Annotated in this window: 10 protein-coding genes; all 10 read right to left on the bottom strand. The window is 44.9% G+C overall.

Annotation, left to right across the window (positions count from 1 at the left end; all coding sequences use genetic code 11):
• Positions 1–20: 20 nt before the first annotated feature.
• The 10 genes from AC570H_RS20860 to AC570H_RS20815 all read right to left on the bottom strand — a co-directional run bounded on the left by AC570H_RS20860 (position 21) and on the right by AC570H_RS20815 (position 17,611).
• The gene (locus tag AC570H_RS20860) at positions 21–1,517 is read right to left on the bottom strand and encodes an alpha-L-fucosidase (RefSeq protein WP_497358548.1); all 1,497 of its coding nucleotides are present in this window, start codon (positions 1,515–1,517) and stop codon (positions 21–23) included.
• 38 nt (positions 1,518–1,555) lie between these two features.
• Positions 1,556–3,808, bottom strand: coding sequence for a glycosyl hydrolase family 95 catalytic domain-containing protein (locus tag AC570H_RS20855; RefSeq protein WP_497358546.1), 2,253 nt, complete (start codon positions 3,806–3,808; stop codon positions 1,556–1,558).
• On the bottom strand, positions 3,808–5,412 hold the full coding sequence (locus AC570H_RS20850; protein WP_497358544.1) for a beta-N-acetylhexosaminidase: 1,605 nt from the start codon (positions 5,410–5,412) through the stop codon (positions 3,808–3,810). Before AC570H_RS20850 ends, AC570H_RS20855 begins: the two co-directional genes overlap by 1 nt.
• Before the next feature lie 83 nt (positions 5,413–5,495).
• Positions 5,496–6,929 (bottom strand): hypothetical protein, encoded by a 1,434-nt coding sequence (locus tag AC570H_RS20845; protein ID WP_497358542.1) that lies wholly within the window; start codon positions 6,927–6,929, stop codon positions 5,496–5,498.
• 88 nt (positions 6,930–7,017) lie between these two features.
• On the bottom strand, positions 7,018–7,479 hold the full coding sequence (locus tag AC570H_RS20840) for a hypothetical protein (protein WP_497358540.1): 462 nt from the start codon (positions 7,477–7,479) through the stop codon (positions 7,018–7,020).
• Between the two features lie 82 nt (positions 7,480–7,561).
• Positions 7,562–9,388, bottom strand: a complete 1,827-nt coding sequence (locus AC570H_RS20835; RefSeq protein WP_497358538.1) for a RagB/SusD family nutrient uptake outer membrane protein — start codon at positions 9,386–9,388, stop codon at positions 7,562–7,564.
• Positions 9,389–9,405: 17 nt separating this feature from the next.
• Complete coding sequence (locus AC570H_RS20830) at positions 9,406–12,525, bottom strand: SusC/RagA family TonB-linked outer membrane protein (RefSeq protein ID WP_497358536.1); 3,120 nt, start codon at positions 12,523–12,525, stop codon at positions 9,406–9,408.
• 2 nt (positions 12,526–12,527) lie between these two features.
• A complete protein-coding gene (locus AC570H_RS20825) occupies positions 12,528–14,279 on the bottom strand; it encodes a RagB/SusD family nutrient uptake outer membrane protein (protein WP_497358534.1) in 1,752 nt (583 codons plus the stop codon).
• 10 nt (positions 14,280–14,289) lie between these two features.
• A complete protein-coding gene (locus AC570H_RS20820) occupies positions 14,290–17,097 on the bottom strand; it encodes a SusC/RagA family TonB-linked outer membrane protein (RefSeq protein WP_497358532.1) in 2,808 nt (935 codons plus the stop codon).
• Between the two features lie 16 nt (positions 17,098–17,113).
• Entirely contained in the window at positions 17,114–17,611 is a 498-nt protein-coding gene (locus AC570H_RS20815; RefSeq protein WP_497358530.1) for a CHRD domain-containing protein, read from the bottom strand.
• Positions 17,612–17,663 lie beyond the last annotated feature (52 nt).

Genomic DNA, 17,663 nt, shown 5'->3' with positions numbered 1-17,663 from the left:
ATTAAAATTGGGTATAAAATCTAGGTTTTTGCATCGCCGAAAGTGCTTTGCTTTTTGTTGCTTTTTTCAATATCGATGGTGATGACAAATGGCTGCGTTGCATTGAAACTATCGGGCAGGGTAACATCGTAGTAGAGATTCTTATCCCTATCCATACCCATGTCTATCCGCTTAACCGGCAAGCTTTTGCCTCCTAGCGTTACTTGCTTAGGTTCATCGGCATAATCGCGCGGAATAGCCAACCGCAGTACCTTGTTTACAGGCTGGTTAAACACAGTTAAGAAGAGCTGCTGGCCTTTTTTGGTATAAAATCCATATTCGGGCTTAGGCAAACCGGCATAACGTACACCGTAAATCGCTTCTCCAGTTTTATTCACCCATTGCCCCAATTGTTGGGCGATGTTTGCCTCTTCAGGCCTGATATTGCCTTTCCCATCGGGACCAAAATTGATTACCAGGTTACCGTTCAGCGATACGGCCTGCATCAGCATTTGACTCAAATCGGAAGCGGTTTTCACATAAGATGATTTCCAGTCTGAATTGTAGCCCCATTGGTTTGGCGGAATGGTCATTACACAATCCCAATCCTTACCTCCTAATTGCTCATAGTTAGCCGGTAATTTACGTTCCCAGCCCTGTTCGTAATCGCCCATCAGCTTGTTGTTGCTATCAAAGTGTCGTTTGCCATTTTCATCGGCCCTAAAACGGCTGCCAATGATCAATCCCGGATGGAGTTTTCTCAGTTCTTTTTCCAAGGCATCGGTAAAACCAGCTTGTTTAATCCAGGCCTGATCCCAGGTGCCATCAAACCAAAAGCCTTTGGTAGTAGGATATCTCTCGAGCAATTCGAGTAATTGGTTTTTGGTGAATTTTTTAAAGTCTTCGTAGGCCAAACTGTCTTTTTCGGTTTTTGGCGCTGCGCTGCGGTAGCCCGGATGGTTCCAATCGATGATCGAAAAGTAAAGGTAAACATCAATTCCTTCGGCATTGTAGGCATCTACCACCTGCTTTACGATGTCTTTTTTGTAAGGCGTATTTTTAATGTTGTATTCGGTGTATTTGCTTGGCCACAAACAGAAACCATCATGGTGCTTGGTGGTAAAGATGAGGTATTTTGCTCCCATGTCTTTGGCTTGCCTGGCCCATTTCTTGGCATCGAAGTCGGTTGGATTAAACTGTTTATACAAATTATCATAGGTTTCTTTCCAATTAGCAGGGGCGCTATTGCCCGACCACGACCTGATCCATTCGGCAGCACCATTATAGCTTTTGCCTTCCCAATGTCCGCCAGGAATAGCATATACGCCCCAGTGGATAAATTGGCCTAGGCCATAATCGCGCCAGCGCTCCATTGCGGCATCGTTCCTGTTGCCCGTACGATGGGCGCCATATTTAAGGGGAATGGTATCGGTTTTTACCGTGGCCGTTTGCTGTGCCATGGCTGTGCCACCTCCCACTGCCGCGATCAAAAGAAACGTTAATTTCAGTTTTCGAATTCGATGTGTTGTTGTTTTCATTTGTATGTATAATTGATATGATGTCTTGTTTTATTTGCTTATTTCCCCTTGCCCTTGGTTAAACCCCAGCTCCAATCTTTATAAACTTCGTACACTACGGGCATCATCTTTTTATTGGTGTCTTTAGAAGCCAGTAATTCAATTGTTTGGCCAGGCTCCGTTTGAAAAGAAAGCAGTTGTTTGCCTTCAAATTGCGTTTGCTTAAAAGCAATCGCTTTACCTTCGCTGTCTTTTACCATAGCGGGAATTAAAGTGGTTTGCAGGGTACAAGGCCCGCCAATTTTGCTCTTGATTTTGATGTAGGTGGTGTTTCCGTTTTCTAATTTGGCCGATACCTCAAAAGCCCCAACGGCCAGCAATTGATCAAATACGGCATTTTTCCAAACCGAGGGAATGGCAGGAAAAACACGGATCTTTCCACCCCACGATTGCAATAACATCTCTTGCATTGAAGTCAAGGCTGACAATGGTGTTTCTATTACCGGTCCCGATTCTTCATAAAGTGTATTTGGCTTAATATATTTATCAAACAATTGGTTGAGCATGCTGTAAGCCAAATCGCCTTTGCCCATGCTAGCATACATGGAGGCTGCACCCGTAAAAGTATAACCTTGCAAAGCTCCTTTTAGCGAAAGCCAATGCTCTATTGATTTTTCTATTACTGCACGGTCTTGAGGTCTATCCCAGTTCACCAGGTGATAGGGATAGATCATCAGCAGGTGCGAATAGTGGCGATGCGAGCTTTCAAGCGCCACATCTTTCCCAATCATAAAACCAGTTTCGTTTTGCGGATAAGGAGTTAAGTTAGTACTGATTTCTTTCCACTTACTGGCTTCCTTGTCTTTTAAACCGAGCTCGTTGTTAATACTCATCAATGTATTTAAAGCCCACTTCAGCGAAGCTAAGCCATAGTTGGCATCTACAGCGCTTTTATATTCGGGCGAATACGATAAGCGTAAATGATAGATACCATAACGGTCTTTTTGCAAAAGGTGGATCAGAAAATTTGTCGATCTTTTTAAGAGCGGAAAAATCTTGTTTTTGAGCGTTGCTTTATCGCCGGTGTACAAATAATATTGATAATAATAAAAGAGCGTCCAGGTGAGATTTGCCGATTCAAAATCGCCTTTCAGGATTTCTGCCTCGCTGATTTTGCTCACCAAATTGTATGACGACGATCGACCGATGGCTGCCGCATCTTTTTGCCAAAACTTGGGTACATTGGCAATGAGGTTGTCTTGATGATGGTTCAAGGCCTCGAACAAGGGCGCCGTAAGTTCTACATGATTGGAGGTGAACAATGGCGAGTACGTGAGCTGCGTATTCAGGTTCCACCAAATGGCTGGCCAAGGCGTTGGGTTGGTCCAAGGCCCCATCAAATCAATCATGGGTTTGGCTGGACGCGTTAAACAGGCCAATTTGTAGAGTTGTGCCCAATAAAAGGTTTCCATGCGCTTGTCAGGTACAGAAACAAAGCTTTTTGGGTAATAATTACGCCACCAGTTTTCGTGTTCGGCCAAATGAACATTGCTTTTTTGGAAGGCACTTATATTTTGTTGAGCCAAGGCAACCTCATCCCTGCTGTTGTCTTCATCATAGCTAATACTGATCATTGTTTGAGCATGTTGGTTATCGGAAATAGTTTTATAAACAGTTGCATAGCCGCCACCATTCAGCAAGCGTTGCTGATAAATGGTGAAATCGCCAGTTGTTGTTTTTTCGATAGGTGGATTTGATGCAAAACCTGAAGGCTTGTCTTTTGGGTAGCTTTGGAGCATGCGGGGGCTGATGCTTTGGTCTGGAACAAATTCCAATTGTGGCACTTGTTCTTTGCCGCTCCCCTGCAATTCAATACGGATCACTTCTTTTATCGCCGATACGTAGGCACTAAAGTTAATCTCGCCCGAATCGGTGGTCAATTTTCCGCTGGCTTTTGCCCGGTAGAGATCGAGCATGAGGGAGGATGACAAAATACGGCCTTTGGTTATCAGCTTAAAATAACCAATGGGTAAACGGGCCTGCGTGTACAATTTGCTCACTTCTGGATAAAGTGCTGTACGGTTATCTGTTACATCGGTACGGCCAATGGCAAAACGGACAGCCTCTTTTTCGGGCTGATAAATGTTAAGGCCCAACAAGCCGTTGCCCAAAAGCGCGCCGCTGTAATAATTTTTGCCCAATGCATCCCAATGCATGGCCTGCTGTTCCATAAACGAAGACCAGTTAAGACGTTGCGCCTTCGCTACAACACCACTCGCCGATAAACAGATCAAAAACAGCCAGCTCCTCATTAGTCTTTATAATTTAATGGTAATCTCTTTTTACTGGCTGGCTCTGGGCTTTGTACAGGGTTAAAGGGATTGTAAAAATTCAAGCCTGCCTGTTTATACCAATCCAGATGGATTTTCACTTGGTTAATGAACTGCTCGTCGTTTCTTGCCGTCGGGGCTGCCCAGGCTGCGGCCGCTAATGCGGCTATACGAGGAAACACCAAATAATCGAATCTTTGCTCGTTCTGTACGGTTTCCGTCCAGAGGTTGGCCTGTAGCCCTAAAACAGCTGTAGTTGCTTTGCTGGTAAGCAGACCTACATCAAAATGATACACCGAGAGCAAGTCGTTGAATTTGCCATCCCACTTGCGCCCGTATTGATGGCTTTTGTCTTGCACAAAATCAAAGTACAAAGGCAACCTCGGACAAAGCACGGTTGGATAGCCCTTGCTCAATGCCTGCTCCAATTGTGCAGGTTTATCGTGTCGCCACCAAAAAATAACCGTATTTTCAATCGGCAGGCCGGCCTCCACCATTTCGTCCCAAACAGCTACCTTACCATTCATGGCAAACACAGAATCCGCCATGCGTTTCATAAAATAACGTTCTACGGCAAGGTTGTTGGCCAAACCAAGTCTTTGCTTCAAAGCGGTTATTCCGGTATCGGCATTCCACTTTTCGTTGCCAAAGCTTACCTCATCTCCACCTAAATGGATCAGGTTTGAGGGGAACAACAGTTGCGTTTCTTGAAGGATATTGGCCAAATAGCAATAGGTTTTTTCCTGGCCAGGGTTAAAGGTAAATTCCGGATGGTCTTTTGAGCCTCCACCGGTATAGGCCGGATAGGCCCTATTGGCCGCGGTTGCATGCCCCGGCATATCGATTTCGGGAATCACCTCGATAAAGCGTTCGGCTGCATAAGCGATAATTTCTTTAATGTCCTCTTGACTATAATATTGTGCAGGTTCGTTGGGATCGGTATAATTGCCAATCCCTCCTACCAAAGTAAGCAAGGGATATTTTCTGATGGCCAAGCGCCAGGCCGGCTCATCGGTAAGGTGCCAGTGAAAGCGGTTGAGCTTGTACAGCGCCATCCAATCCAGCAGGGATTTTACTTTCTTCTTGCCAAAAAAATGTCTTGATTCATCGAGCATAAACCCACGCCATTGGTACAGGGGTTCATCCTTGATTTTAACCACAGGTATTTTGATACTGCTTTTGAGCTCTCCCGCACCTCGCAGCAGCTGCAGCAAAGATTGGATGCCGTTAAACACGCCATTGGGCGTAGGCGCTTCGATCACAATCTGTGAAGGATTTACCGTAAGCTGATAAGCGCCTTTCACCGTTGCTTTGCCTGCGATTTTTAAAATGATGGAAGCTTTTTTATCCTTGCCCTGATAAAAATTGATGCCATACAAAGAAAAGAGACTTTGCCTCAAATAGTTTTGTTGAGCTTCGAGCTCGCTATCTACCGCATAAACCGTAGTTTTTTGGCCGAAGCTAAAAGCACCTGTTTGCACCTCCACCTGTTTGGGGTAAGGAATAATTGCAATTGGTGTTTGGGCCTTTAGCGCGATGGCTAAACCCAGCAGGCAAAATAATAGTGTCGTTTTCTTATTGTTCATGGTCAATTCCTTATCAGTTAAGCTAAGGTTAAATATACTATTTGCAATCCCGAGTACCATTTGGGCACTCGGGATATTTGTTGTTAAAGTGCAATCACCTTGATAGATGAAGCCTTGTCGTTAAAAGTAGAGGTGTAACTGCTAGACGAAGTCAATTCAAGGCTGCTACCCGTAAAATTGTCGCCATCATACATAATCACTTTTATGCCCACGCCCACATTAACCGAGGATACGTCGTTATTACTGATCCCCAAACTGATCAAATCGGCAGCGGTATAATTGCCAACCGGCAACGATACGCCATAACCTCCATAACTGGCATTTTGGTAAAACTTGGCCGATCCATTGGCTCCAATCTGTGGTACGCCAGCCAAAAACGAGAAGGAATAGGCTTTAGAGATGGTAGCCCCATTATTAAGCAATAGTTTCACCCTGAGTTCATAAGGTTCGTTGTTTTTGTAATAAAGGTCGTTGAGTGCCATCGTTCCCGTTAAGGTATTGCTCGATCCGGGATTAAACCTCCAGGTTACCGCATTGTAATCGGCATCGCTGCTGCTCGTTTTCGGATCTAAATAAACCAAGATGTCGCTCACGGTTTTGTCGCTGGTAAAATTGCCCAGCAGGCTAAAAGTTTGCGTAGTGCTGTTGTAGCTCATGTTCGCGTTGATGGTTGTGGTTGCGCTGGCATAAGGTGTTTCGCTTGGGGTTGGATCTTGAAATACCTCGTTCCTATTCAATATCGCAGCATCAACCGGTGTCAAGAACGTGGGTTGCCCCTTGCTAAAAGTAACATTGCCATCAGACATTAACGAGGTGCCTAAACTAGGCTGTTCAGTGGTATACTTGCCATGATCGTGTGGCAGATTAAGTCCATGGCCCAATTCGTGCAACATACCACCAATGTAATTCGAACTCGGATTAGGAATTTTGTTCACGGCCATATTGCTGTTATCTAATGCAAAACAGTATTTGCCATAGCCGTAAAATGGCTGTCCATCACTACTTGCATCGGTACGCTGAGGCAATAAAATCAGCATGTGCTGCGAATTTGAAAACTCGCTGGCATGCGTAGCCTTGTAGGCATTTACCTCGTTGATGATCTTATTGGCCGAGATGCTCGAACTGTAAGGATAATCGGCCTGTGGTCCTTGGGCTGGAATTTCGATAAATTTAACCAGTCCGCTGGTATCCAATGCCAATCCCATATACTTATCATAGCCATAACGCGTCATTTCGGTATGCAGCCAATTTTGAAAATGTACCATCAGTTCGGTTAAACGGGTTTTGTAATCACTCAATGCCGGATTGTCTGTAGGCACAAACATTACGATGTTCAAGTTCTTGGGGTTGGTTACAAATGTGGGTGTAGTACCGCTTGTACCAAGCTTTGCTTTTGCCTTTAATTCTTTATCATTTGCTTGGGCAGCTGTTACTGGTGCCTTTTCGCAGGCGCTCCAAAGTGCAGCGCCGAGTAGTAACGTGGCTAAAAATAGCTGACTTGTTTTTCTTGTTTTCATAATTTAGAAATGGTTTTGGTGAATAAATAGTCAACAAACTGTTCCTTGCTGTTTAGATGAAAAGCTGGCAGAATAAGAGACGCTAGTTTTAACGTTGGGTAACGGTATAAGGCTGACCCGAAACGGAACCTGTGGCACTGATGATTTCAACGCGGAGCAGGTCATTGTCTACATAATATTGGCCCATGTTAAACAGGTCTAAAGTACCTTTGTTAGGTGGCGAGCCCGGTGCCGGATTATTCGAATCCATCGTCGAGAAAATGCCGCTTACACTCTCACGGGTAATGTTGTCTGAAGATACGGTTGGATAGTCTTTATGGTAGATGCGGTACACTACGATTACCGATTCGCCATTGATGGCATCAGCTACTTCGTAGGTATCGTCGGTGGCCAATAGCCAGGCATAATCGCCATAGGGCGGAAATCCGGTATCGATAAAAAAGTTAAAGGTAGGGTGCGGGTTGTAATACACGGTTTGGGCCTGTACTTTGCTGTTTGTACCAATGAGCAGCAATAAAGCCGCAACAGTGGCGAGGATGATTTTTTTCATGGTTTTTAGTTTTTTTTTAGGTTAAGATTGGTTAAAGCGCACAAGTGAATATTCACTCGCGCGCCGTTTATATAGCGTTATTCTACCATCCTGGATTTTGAAGCAACTTGTCTTTCGACTTTAATATTTCGGTTAATGGAATAGGAACGAAATACATTGCAGGGGCGATAAATCTTGTAGACAAATGATTTTCGATCTGATATTTAAACGGATAGGTACTGCCTGCAGGATTTTGGGTGGCACGGATCAGCTGCAGTCCGTTATTTTCGGTTTGCTCGGCTGTTTTCCACCTGCGGGTATCGTAATACCAATGGCCTTCTCCATAAAACTCTACACGGTATTCATTTCTGATCAAGGTGCGCAGGCTTTCTTTGCTGATCCCTGCCGGGATGCCATAACGGCTATCTGCTCCGGCTGTTATTCCGCCACGGCTCCTGATTTTGTTTAACTCCGTTACCGCAGCTTCGGTTTGCCCCAGTTCATTTAAGGCTTCCGCATAGCCCAAAATCATTTCGGCCAAGCGCATCACTGGCAACGAACGATCAACCGTTAAACTGTTATAGGGAATCCTGTCGTTGCACATTTTACGGGTATAGTAGCCAGTTTTGGTGTAGTAGGCCTGTATGCCATCGCCAACGCGTGTACCTGCAGCATCTGAGTAAATATTGATGGCGACCTGCGCTGTAGTGGTCTTGCTGGTCATGGTAGCTTGGTTGTAGATAATCGAATAATAAAAACGTGGTTCTCGGTTTTTGTAAGGGTCTAAGGCGTTAAAGCCCGAACCGTTTTCGCCGATCAACTTACCGTTGGCCATACCAAAAGCCTCGGTCAAATTCTGACTCGGGTTCATATAAGTTTGGCCACCATTGTTGCTGATCGATCTCGGGAACCAAGCCCTCTCCAGGTTGCCATTGTTTTCGAGAAAACTTCCACTTGTAGCTGCACCTAAAGCAATGTTATAGGCATAAATGAATTCCGAATTTTTACGGCCACTGGTAAACAGTTTCCAGAAGCCATAGCCCGGCTGGGTAGCATTATCCACCACTAAAGCATAATCTGGCAAGTCTATTACTGCTTTGCAGGCATCGGCCGCTTTTTGCCATAAAGTGGCGTCATAATTAGCAGCGTAGCTAATTAAAGGCAACAAATTGCCATCGGTAGTGGCTGGACTGCCGTTAAACAGCGGGCTTGCAGCCGTGAGCAACAAACGGGCTTTAAAGGCTTTGCAGGCACCAGAAGTTGCCCTGCCATAGTTGATGGCTTCTAAAGCTGAGGCCGAAGGCAGATCGGCAGCTGCTTTATCGTATTCGCTAGCCACATAATCTACACATTCCTTGTAGCTGTTGCGTTTATACTCATAGGTCGGAAACTCGTCGCTTACATCATCGCCCACCAATTGCACACCCCCATAAAAACGGATCAGCATTTGGTAATAGAAGGCCCTTAAAAAACGAGCCTCGGCCATCAGTGTTTTTTTGCGATTGGCCGAAATTGGCGACTTAGGCACATTGCCCATGAACTTATTGGCGGCCCTTACTTTTTTGTACAATAAGGTCCACATGGCCAACAAAGGATGCGAACTTGAGTTAGACGTGCCCCTTAAAAAAGCATCTTGTCCGGAGTAGCCACTGGCCGCATTTGTCGTCAAGGTTTCGAAAGCGTCGTTCCAATCGCTGCTGCCCGGCCCGGTACCTGTTGCACCGCCTATGGTGTTTCGGTAAGGGTGGATATCCAATCCGGTATTCCAATAAATATTGTTGAGGAAGTTAAAAGTCATTGCGCTATCGGCAAATACTTTTTCTTCGGTTAGTGGCTCTACCTTAGGATCTAACGAGCCCCCTTTTTTGCAAGAAAAAACCAATAGGGTAACCGAAACGGCCAGTGCTATTGCTAATATTTTACTTTTCATTTTTTTTATTTTTAAGGTTATAGCCCAAACTGGATCCCGAAATTGAATACCCTTTGTTGCGGGTACTCGCCAACCGAAGAAGACAAGGCCGATTCTGGATCGACAAACGATGGAACTTTGCTATACACCAAGCCCATGTTGTAGCCATTGGCATATATCCTGATATTGTTTACATGTAATTTCTTGCTAAAAGCGGTTGAGAAACGGTAGCCCACCTCAAACTGCTTCCAACGGATGTAATCGCCGGGAACATACCAGAAGGTAGAAAGGTTGGCCCCATCGAAACCATTTTGTGCGCCAGCCAAATCGGGGAAAGAGGCATAATCGGCTGTAATCGGAGTCCATCTGGTGGCATTCCAAGGTACTGATACGCGGTCTGGCCTGCCATAGCCCAAGGCACCACGGTACATGCTGATGATGTATTTGAACGAGCCCTGAAACAAAGTAGAAACATCAAAGCCTTTGTAAGAGAAACCGATGCTCAAGCCTCCGGTAAAGTTCGGGTTGTTATCGCCAATGTAGCCTTTATCGTTGGCATCGATAATACCATCTCCATTCAGGTCTTTAAACTTTACCGAGCCCAAGTTGATGGAACTTAAAGGCGTTGACGAAACCAGCCTTGGCGAAGTGTATAAATCTTTTAGGCTCTCGTAAAAACCATCAAAAGTATATTGGAAAGTTGCGCCAACCGGTTTGCCAGTAGAAGCCAGCCACGGATACAAGTAGTTTGGCTCATCTCTGTACTGTACTATGTTTTTGGCATAGGTTACGTTGCTGTTTACAAAAAACGTAAAGTCTTTGCCAATTTTGTCGCGATAAGTAACGTCTAGCTCATAGCCTTTATTAGCTACCTTGCCCAAGTTGTAAGGTGGCAGCGAGGCCCCGAAAGTACTGGCAATAAGACCCGGTGTGGTTAAGATATCCTTGGTAATCTTTTTAAAATAATCAGCCGTGATGGATAGCCTAGAGCCGAAAAGCTTCAGGTCTATACCGGCATCAAAATCTTGGGTGGTCATCCAGGTAATGTTGGCATTGCCCAAGGTAGGCTCAACAATGCCACCATAGCTTTGTGGCGTTTCGCCAAAGATAATGCCGCTGGCTCCAGTACCATAGGTTTTTTGGTAAACATAGGTGCTGGTACCGATGTTGTCGTTACCGGTTAAGCCGTACGATGCCCTCAGCTTTAAGAAATCGATGAATTTGAAATTGTCTTTAATGAATTTTTCTTCGCTTACATTCCAGCCAATACTTGCCGCCGGAAACCATTGAAAGCGCTTGCTCGATTCGAAACGATCGGAGCCATTGTAAGCCGCCGTAAAATCGAACAAGTATTTTTGGTTAAAGGCATAAGTCAGCTTTCCGGTAAAGCCTTTAATGTTGTAAGGATCGGAAGCAATGGTACCTGATGGATCGGCATTGTAGGTAGTTTGGTTATACAAAGCCAATGCACCAATGTTATGCATGCCAAAAGTACGGTTGTAATTTAAGCTTGCCCTTAAGTTAAGCGTACGGTTGGTGCCCGAGTTAGAAGAGCTTCGTGTTAACGCACCCATGCGATACAGATTAGCCGTTACCGGATCGTACTTACCGGTGCTGGCGTTATAGGTATAGGCCAAAATCTCCGACGAGCTTCTGGTCAGGTTTCTGCTAAAGCCATAATCGCTGGCAAAAGACAACAAGCCATTTGCCGAAAGTCCTTCGGTAATGAAATCAAGCAGCTGGTTGGCGCTGGCTACCGCCGCAATGTTGTTAGTGTACGAACGGTTATAGCCAGAGTACATTAAATTAGCTACCGGATTGGGTTTGGTTAATGAAGAAGCCGAACTCGCAATTAATCCGTTCTGCCAATAAATAGGATATAAAAAGCCCGACAGCTCTCCGTTCCACAAATATTGGAAGGTAGAACCGCCATTATTCCAAGGCTTATCGTTAGGCTCGTTGGTTACCCCAAACCTGCCCGATAGATCCAACTTGATTTTTAAGGTTTTGTTGGGGGTAATGTCTACGTTAGACCTGAAGTTGTAACGGTTGTACATGTAGTTAGACTGATAGCCCTGACCATCAGAAAAATCCTTGAATAAGCCTCCTTGGTATAAATAACCCAGGTTGACAAAGTACTTTACGGTATTGGTACCACCAGAAATATCAAAGTTGATCCGGTTTTGGATACTCACTTTTTTCATTACCTCATCCCACCAGTTTACATTCGGAAAATTGTAAGGATCGTTGTTCAAACGGTAATGCTCCAAGTTGTTTCCGGCAAAAAAGTTCGAATAAGAATTTAACGGATTGGTATATTGGCCAGCCAAACGCTCTCTAAAAAGGCTCAAAGTGGTATAGCCATCGTTTACATCGGGACGTTGCGTTGGCACCTGCAAACCGGTTTCATTTTTAAAGGTTAAAGCGGGTTTGCCTGCACTGCCTCGGCGGGTAGTGATGATGATAACGCCGTTTGCTCCTCTTACCCCGTATACTGCCGTGGTTGAAGCATCTTTTAAAATGGTTACGTTTTCTACTTCGTTCGGATCAATTTGGCTCACCTGATCGGATGTAAACTCCACATCATCTACAATAATGAGTGGCGTGGTACCCCCGGCATAGGTGTTAATCCCCCTGATTTGAAAAGCTGCGCCGTCTTTGCCCGGCTGCCCGCCCCTTTGCTGCGAGAAAAAACCTGGCAAACGACCAGCCAAGGTATTTTGCAAACTGGCCGAAGGACTTTGCCTGATTTCCTTTCCAGAAATTGAACTTACAGAACCAGTGAGTGTTACCTTTTTAGTGGTTTGGCCCACACCCAATACCACTACTTCTTCGAGGCCTTTGGTATCGCCCTGCAGTTTGATCTGGATATCGGATTTGGTGCTCACATCAATTTCCTGAGAAAGAAAACCGATCGATTTCACGATAACAATCCCTAGCTTACCCTTTAATTTGAGCGTAAACTTTCCCGTTTCATCGGTCTGGGTACCGTTTGTATTGAATTCCTTTTCGAAAATGGAAGCTGCCGGAATTGGGCCCTGCCCATCAGACACGGTTCCATTGATTACTTTTCCTGTTTGTGCAAATGTGCTTTCTGTTATAAGAAACGACAGCATCAAACAAATACAGGCTATGCTAAATTTTATATATGTCTTCATATCTACCAATTGGGATTTTGAACCATCGATTTGTTTGATACCAGTTCGTTGAATGGAATTGGAAACAGGTACATTTTGCTGGCATCGAATTTTACATCGGCTACATCAACCTGGTTATAGGTAGTGGTGGTGCCTGCAATGCCCTGTACGCCATGGAGTTTTCCGTTTAATACGGTCTCGGCAATTTTCCATCTCCTAATGTCCCAGAACCTGTGTTCTTCAAAGGCGAACTCTACCCTGCGCTCGTGCCTAATGCGCAAACGCATCTCGTCTTGGCTGAGGCCTGTTGGCAAATTGGGCATGCCTACCCTAGCCCTAATGGCATTTACCGCATTGTACACCGAGTTATCTGGTCCTACCGCCTCGTTTTGTGCTTCGGCATAGTTCAATAAAATCTCGGCATAACGAATAATCGGAAATACGTGCGGATAGTTGGAATAAGAGGTAGCACTGCTGTTGCTGGTCATGAACTTGCGCAAATAATAACCGGTACGGGTTTCGCCCTTGGTTACCCTGCCATAGCCAAATGGCCTGTCTAAGCCACCATCGGTAGTTTGCACTTTTCTAGTTAGCCAATACAAGCCATCGAACATAATCGTAGCCGGAAAACGGGGATCGCGGTTATAGTAAGGATTAGTGATGCTGTAGCCCGAACCGTTTTCTCCAATCATCTTGCCATTGGTCATCTCGTATTCATTAACCAATTCTTGTGTTGGGTTTGTTTTGCCGGCAGTTGATGCTACACGCGTATAACCAACCGGGTCGTTCGCTGCCTCCACCGTACTATTGGTGGTAGCCATGTAAGGCAGAATGATCTCGTTGTTGCTGTTGGTGGTAAACGTACTCAAGAACTTGTTCACGTTGGTTACGTAAGCCGAAATTGTTCCTGCCGGCCCTACACCTGCCAAAGTGGTAGTGGTATAATGTGCCGTAGTGGCCGCATCATTCAACTTATAGATAAATTTATTAGCGGTTACGCTATCCATTACAGCTTTTGCTGCCGCAGCGGCATCGGCCCATTTGGTTAAATTGTTACTTGGGTTATTCAACGGACTTGCGGCATACAGCAACAGCCTCGATTTTAAGGCCATGGCTGCGCCTCTACCAAAACGGCCATAATAATTGGCTGCAAAAGTACCGTTTACCGATGCATTGGCAGTCAGCAGGTAAGGCATAGCCGCATTGAGCTCGGCTATGATGTAATCCACACATTGTTGGTAAGTGTTGCGTGGCACGGCTATGGTTTCGTTGGTTTCAAAAACCTTGTCGCCAATTAAAGGCACGCCACCCCAGCGCTTAATCAGTTCGAAATAACTCATCGCCCGCAAACACCTGGCTTCCGCCTTCCAGCGGTCTTTAAGTCCGGCAATATTTAAGGGTACCACGTTAATGTTGGCCAAAAAGATGTTTACCTTTCTGATGTTTGTATAATTTTTGGCCCAAACGTTATCCACTACATTGGTTGGACTAATTCCGCCGTTGCTAAAGAATTGCACGGCATCTCCAGTGGCATTTGGAATGGCATCGTCGGTACCAGCATCGAGCATGTTGTTGCTAATGCGGTTAAAGCCATTAGGCAGGCCCGAGTAAATATTGTTCAGAAAGCGTTCGGCATTTACGCCTAAAGAGTCTTTCGAATCGAAAATCAAATCTTTTTCTATCAGTTCAAGCGGTTCGTTTTCGGTCATCTTTTTACAGCCCAACGTTCCAGCTAAACAAATGGCAACAATGGCTGCTATTACATATTTTTTCATAAGGTTGTTGCTATAAGGTTAAGGATAGGCCTCCGTTAATTACCCTTTGGTTAGGGAAGCCGCTCACATACGATTCTGGATCGAAATCGAGCTTGCTCGTGGTAAAGAGGTTATAACTGTTTACAAATACCCTGAGCTTGGCCACACGCATTTTGCGCACCAGGCTTCCTGGCAGGCTATAGCCCAATTCGAGGTTCTTCAAACGCAAATAATTGGCATTTCTTAACCAAAAGCTAGAAGCCGCATTATTGTTGATGTTCGTACCCAAGGTAAGGCGTGGCAAGGTTGCATTTTCCTGGTTTTGAGGTGTCCATCTGTTTTCGGTGGTATAATCCAAAACATAGCCTGTATTGTTATTTAGCGCCAGCATTGATGATTGGCTCAAGTGGATTTCACGATTCAAAACACCTTGAAACAAACCGCTTAAATCAAAACCCTTATAGTTGAAAGCAAAGTTTAAACCACCGAAAATAAAAGGCCTATCGGCAGTAATGCGTTTTTGGTCTAAGGTGCTAATGATGCCATCGCCATTCAAATCTTTGTATTTGATGTCGCCTGGTGCGGGCGTATAACCCAAAATAGTAGGCGTATTGCCTGCATTTTCTCCGGTTTTGTAAAAGCCAATGGCTTCGTAGCCTCTAATGGCACCTACCGGATTACCTGCGTTATACATCCAGCTATAAGGCAAAGTTGGTTCGCCAGCATTGATTACGCTGCTTTTTTGGAAACTCGCATTGATGCCAAATTTATAGCCAAAATCGCCTGCCTTGCCTGTATAATCGGCTGTTAGTTCCAAACCCGAATACCTGTTTTTGCCGATGTTCTGGTTAGGATAAGTTTGTCCGATGATGCTGCTGGCATAGGCAGGTGCCTGCAACAAGTCATAATAACGGTTATGGTAATAAGTAAGTCCAACATTTAGTTTTTGGTTCAGCAATGCGATATCAGCACCCGCTTCAAACTTCAAGGCTTTTTCCGGACCAACATCGGTAGTGGCGATCCCGCTTTCGGCTGCACCGCTTACACTGGTTAAAGCCGTACCAAAAACGTAGCCTGTGGTGCTGTTGCTAAAGCGTTGGATATACGAATAGTAATCGGTTACATCGGCATTGGCCGTTAACCCGATTGTACCTCTCAGTTTTAGGAAATTAATGACATCGGAGTTGAACCAGCTTTCCTTGCTCACTACCCAACCCAAGCCTAACGAAGGCAGGTAAATCCACTTGTTGGCATCGATATAGCGGTTATAGCTGCCATAAGAACTACCCAGTTCTGCAAAATATTTTTCTCCGTAATTGTAGTTGATGGACAAACCTGCCGTACGGAAAATCTGGTTCAGCTGATTGTAGGTGGCCATGCGGTTATCGCCATTGTAGGTAGCCAATACATCCAAATGATGTTTGCCCACCTCCTTATTATAGCCTACCATAAAATTATAATAGGTTTGTTTCAGCTGCGAAGAGATAGATGCTGCGCCAGTTCCTGCCGACACATTACCATCGGCACCAGATTTGACATAGGTGGTGGTACCGCCCGATACCGTTGGATACCAAATGGCAAAAGCCTTGCTTCGGTTTACGGTTTGATTATAAAAATTATTGATAGACAAGCCTGCTTTTGCCCATAGGCCTTTGGTAATGTCGTCCAATTTGTATTTCAAGGCCACGTCGGCATTAATCGACCTGCTGTTATCCCTAATGTAGCCCGAATTAATCGTATTGGCCAAAATGTTATTGGTCAAGGCAGCGGTGCCTCCATAAGTACCATCCGGATTTTTCACGGCATAGGCCAATGGCGATGTGCTGTACACCAAGCCCATAATATCGGTGGCATTGCCACCCGGCTGATTATTGTTTTCGATAGAGCCAAAAACGTTCAGCTGCAAAGAAATATCTTCGTTAAAATTGATTTCGGCATTGGTACGCATATTGTACCTTTTGTAGAAGTTGTTGGTATTGTAGGCGTTTTTGCTGTCGGTTACAAAATTGCCATCTGAACTGAAATGCTCTAAACTGGCATAATACCTGTAATTGCTCGAATTGCCCGAAACGCCCAAATTATAGCGCTGTTGGGCACTGTTCTTTTTGTAAATCAGGTCGTACCAGTTATTGTTGGGTTGCGAAAACGGATTATTGGTTCCGTTCTGGTAAGCCGAAATCAAGGCATCGCTGTACAATGGCGTACTGCCTGGCGATGTATTTTGTTGTGCCTCATTATAGATTTTCGCATAATTGGCTCCGGTTATAAAATTAGGCGTAAAGAGGTTTTCGAGATGGCCATATTCCGCGCCAAACTTAATCTCGAAAGGCTTGTAGGCCGATTGTTGCTTGGTAGTAATATACACCACCCCACCCGACGAGCGCATACCATACATCGAAGTAGACAATGCATCCTTTAATACGGTAATGCTTTCAATATCATCAGGATTAAAACCGGTGAACGTACGCACTACGCCATCAATTACGATAATAGGCGATTGCCCCCTTAAGGTCAGTGCCGTACCATCAAATCCGGTACGGGCCGATGATTGTAAGGTATATAATCCAGGCAACCTGCCGGCTACTACGTTGGTAATATCGGCTACCGGCGTGGTGTTTACATCCTCCGCATAAATAGTCGACGAACCTGCCACCTGATCGGCTTTTTTAACGAGACCATTCCATCGGTCTATGTTTTTTTGCAGGTAATTTTTTGGGTCAAATTTCTTGATCAGTGTGCTGTCTGCCACTTGCTCTGGCTTGGTTTGTGCCAACACCATTGCAGGAAGCATGCCCAACAAGCCCACCACCCCAAAGAGTTTATATTTTTTGGTCATCATGTTTAGGTTTGTTTGGTTAGTATGATTGCATAATACCCCTCACCAATCCGTTAGGTTGCTGCGTAGAGGCGATTTGCAAATAATTTGCCTTGGTGTTCAAATCGTTAATCATTGTGCTCGAAAGCGCTATCGATCCTTTTACTTCTCTGGTGCTTCCAAATGAAGCATTGTTCAGGTCGATCAACACCGTACCATTGCTGCCATTGGCACCCGTATAAACAATAGCTTTTGTTGGCGCATCGCTGTTGTTTAGGGGCTGATCAAAGAAAAGGTAGTAGTACAGTTTGTTGTCGGTCATCAGATAGAACACGGCAACGGCATGGTCGGTTCGGCCACTTATTGCCGGAACAACGTCGTTGGGGCTTAGGTTTACCTTCCACTGCCTAAGGGTGTACACATCGGAAGTCTTCATTTCCTTTTTACAGGAGAAAAAAACCAACGATAGCAAGCCACACCAAAAGAGCAACTTCAAGTTCCACTGTCGGGGATTACAAATGCGTAATTTTTTTTTCATAATTTATTTGGTTAGTTGATGGTTTCAATAGGAGACGAGCTGGCACTCTCTT

The sequence above is a fragment of the Pedobacter sp. B4419 genome, from assembly GCF_059693725.1.
Note: the sequence above shows the minus strand (reverse complement) of the source record. Positions and strands in the feature narration are given on the sequence as shown.

What these genes read in the sequence shown, in the direction of transcription:
- AC570H_RS20820 (WP_497358532.1), bottom strand. Translation starts at nt 17,097, where the DNA reads ATGATGACCAAAAAATATAAACTCTTTGGGGTGGTGGGCTTGTTGGGC.
- AC570H_RS20860 (WP_497358548.1), bottom strand. Translation starts at nt 1,517, where the DNA reads ATGAAAACAACAACACATCGAATTCGAAAACTGAAATTAACGTTTCTT.
- AC570H_RS20855 (WP_497358546.1), bottom strand. Translation starts at nt 3,808, where the DNA reads ATGAGGAGCTGGCTGTTTTTGATCTGTTTATCGGCGAGTGGTGTTGTA.
- AC570H_RS20830 (WP_497358536.1), bottom strand. Translation starts at nt 12,525, where the DNA reads ATGAAGACATATATAAAATTTAGCATAGCCTGTATTTGTTTGATGCTG.
- AC570H_RS20845 (WP_497358542.1), bottom strand. Translation starts at nt 6,929, where the DNA reads ATGAAAACAAGAAAAACAAGTCAGCTATTTTTAGCCACGTTACTACTC.
- AC570H_RS20850 (WP_497358544.1), bottom strand. Translation starts at nt 5,412, where the DNA reads ATGAACAATAAGAAAACGACACTATTATTTTGCCTGCTGGGTTTAGCC.
- AC570H_RS20835 (WP_497358538.1), bottom strand. Translation starts at nt 9,388, where the DNA reads ATGAAAAGTAAAATATTAGCAATAGCACTGGCCGTTTCGGTTACCCTA.
- AC570H_RS20815 (WP_497358530.1), bottom strand. Translation starts at nt 17,611, where the DNA reads ATGAAAAAAAAATTACGCATTTGTAATCCCCGACAGTGGAACTTGAAG.
- AC570H_RS20825 (WP_497358534.1), bottom strand. Translation starts at nt 14,279, where the DNA reads ATGAAAAAATATGTAATAGCAGCCATTGTTGCCATTTGTTTAGCTGGA.
- AC570H_RS20840 (WP_497358540.1), bottom strand. Translation starts at nt 7,479, where the DNA reads ATGAAAAAAATCATCCTCGCCACTGTTGCGGCTTTATTGCTGCTCATT.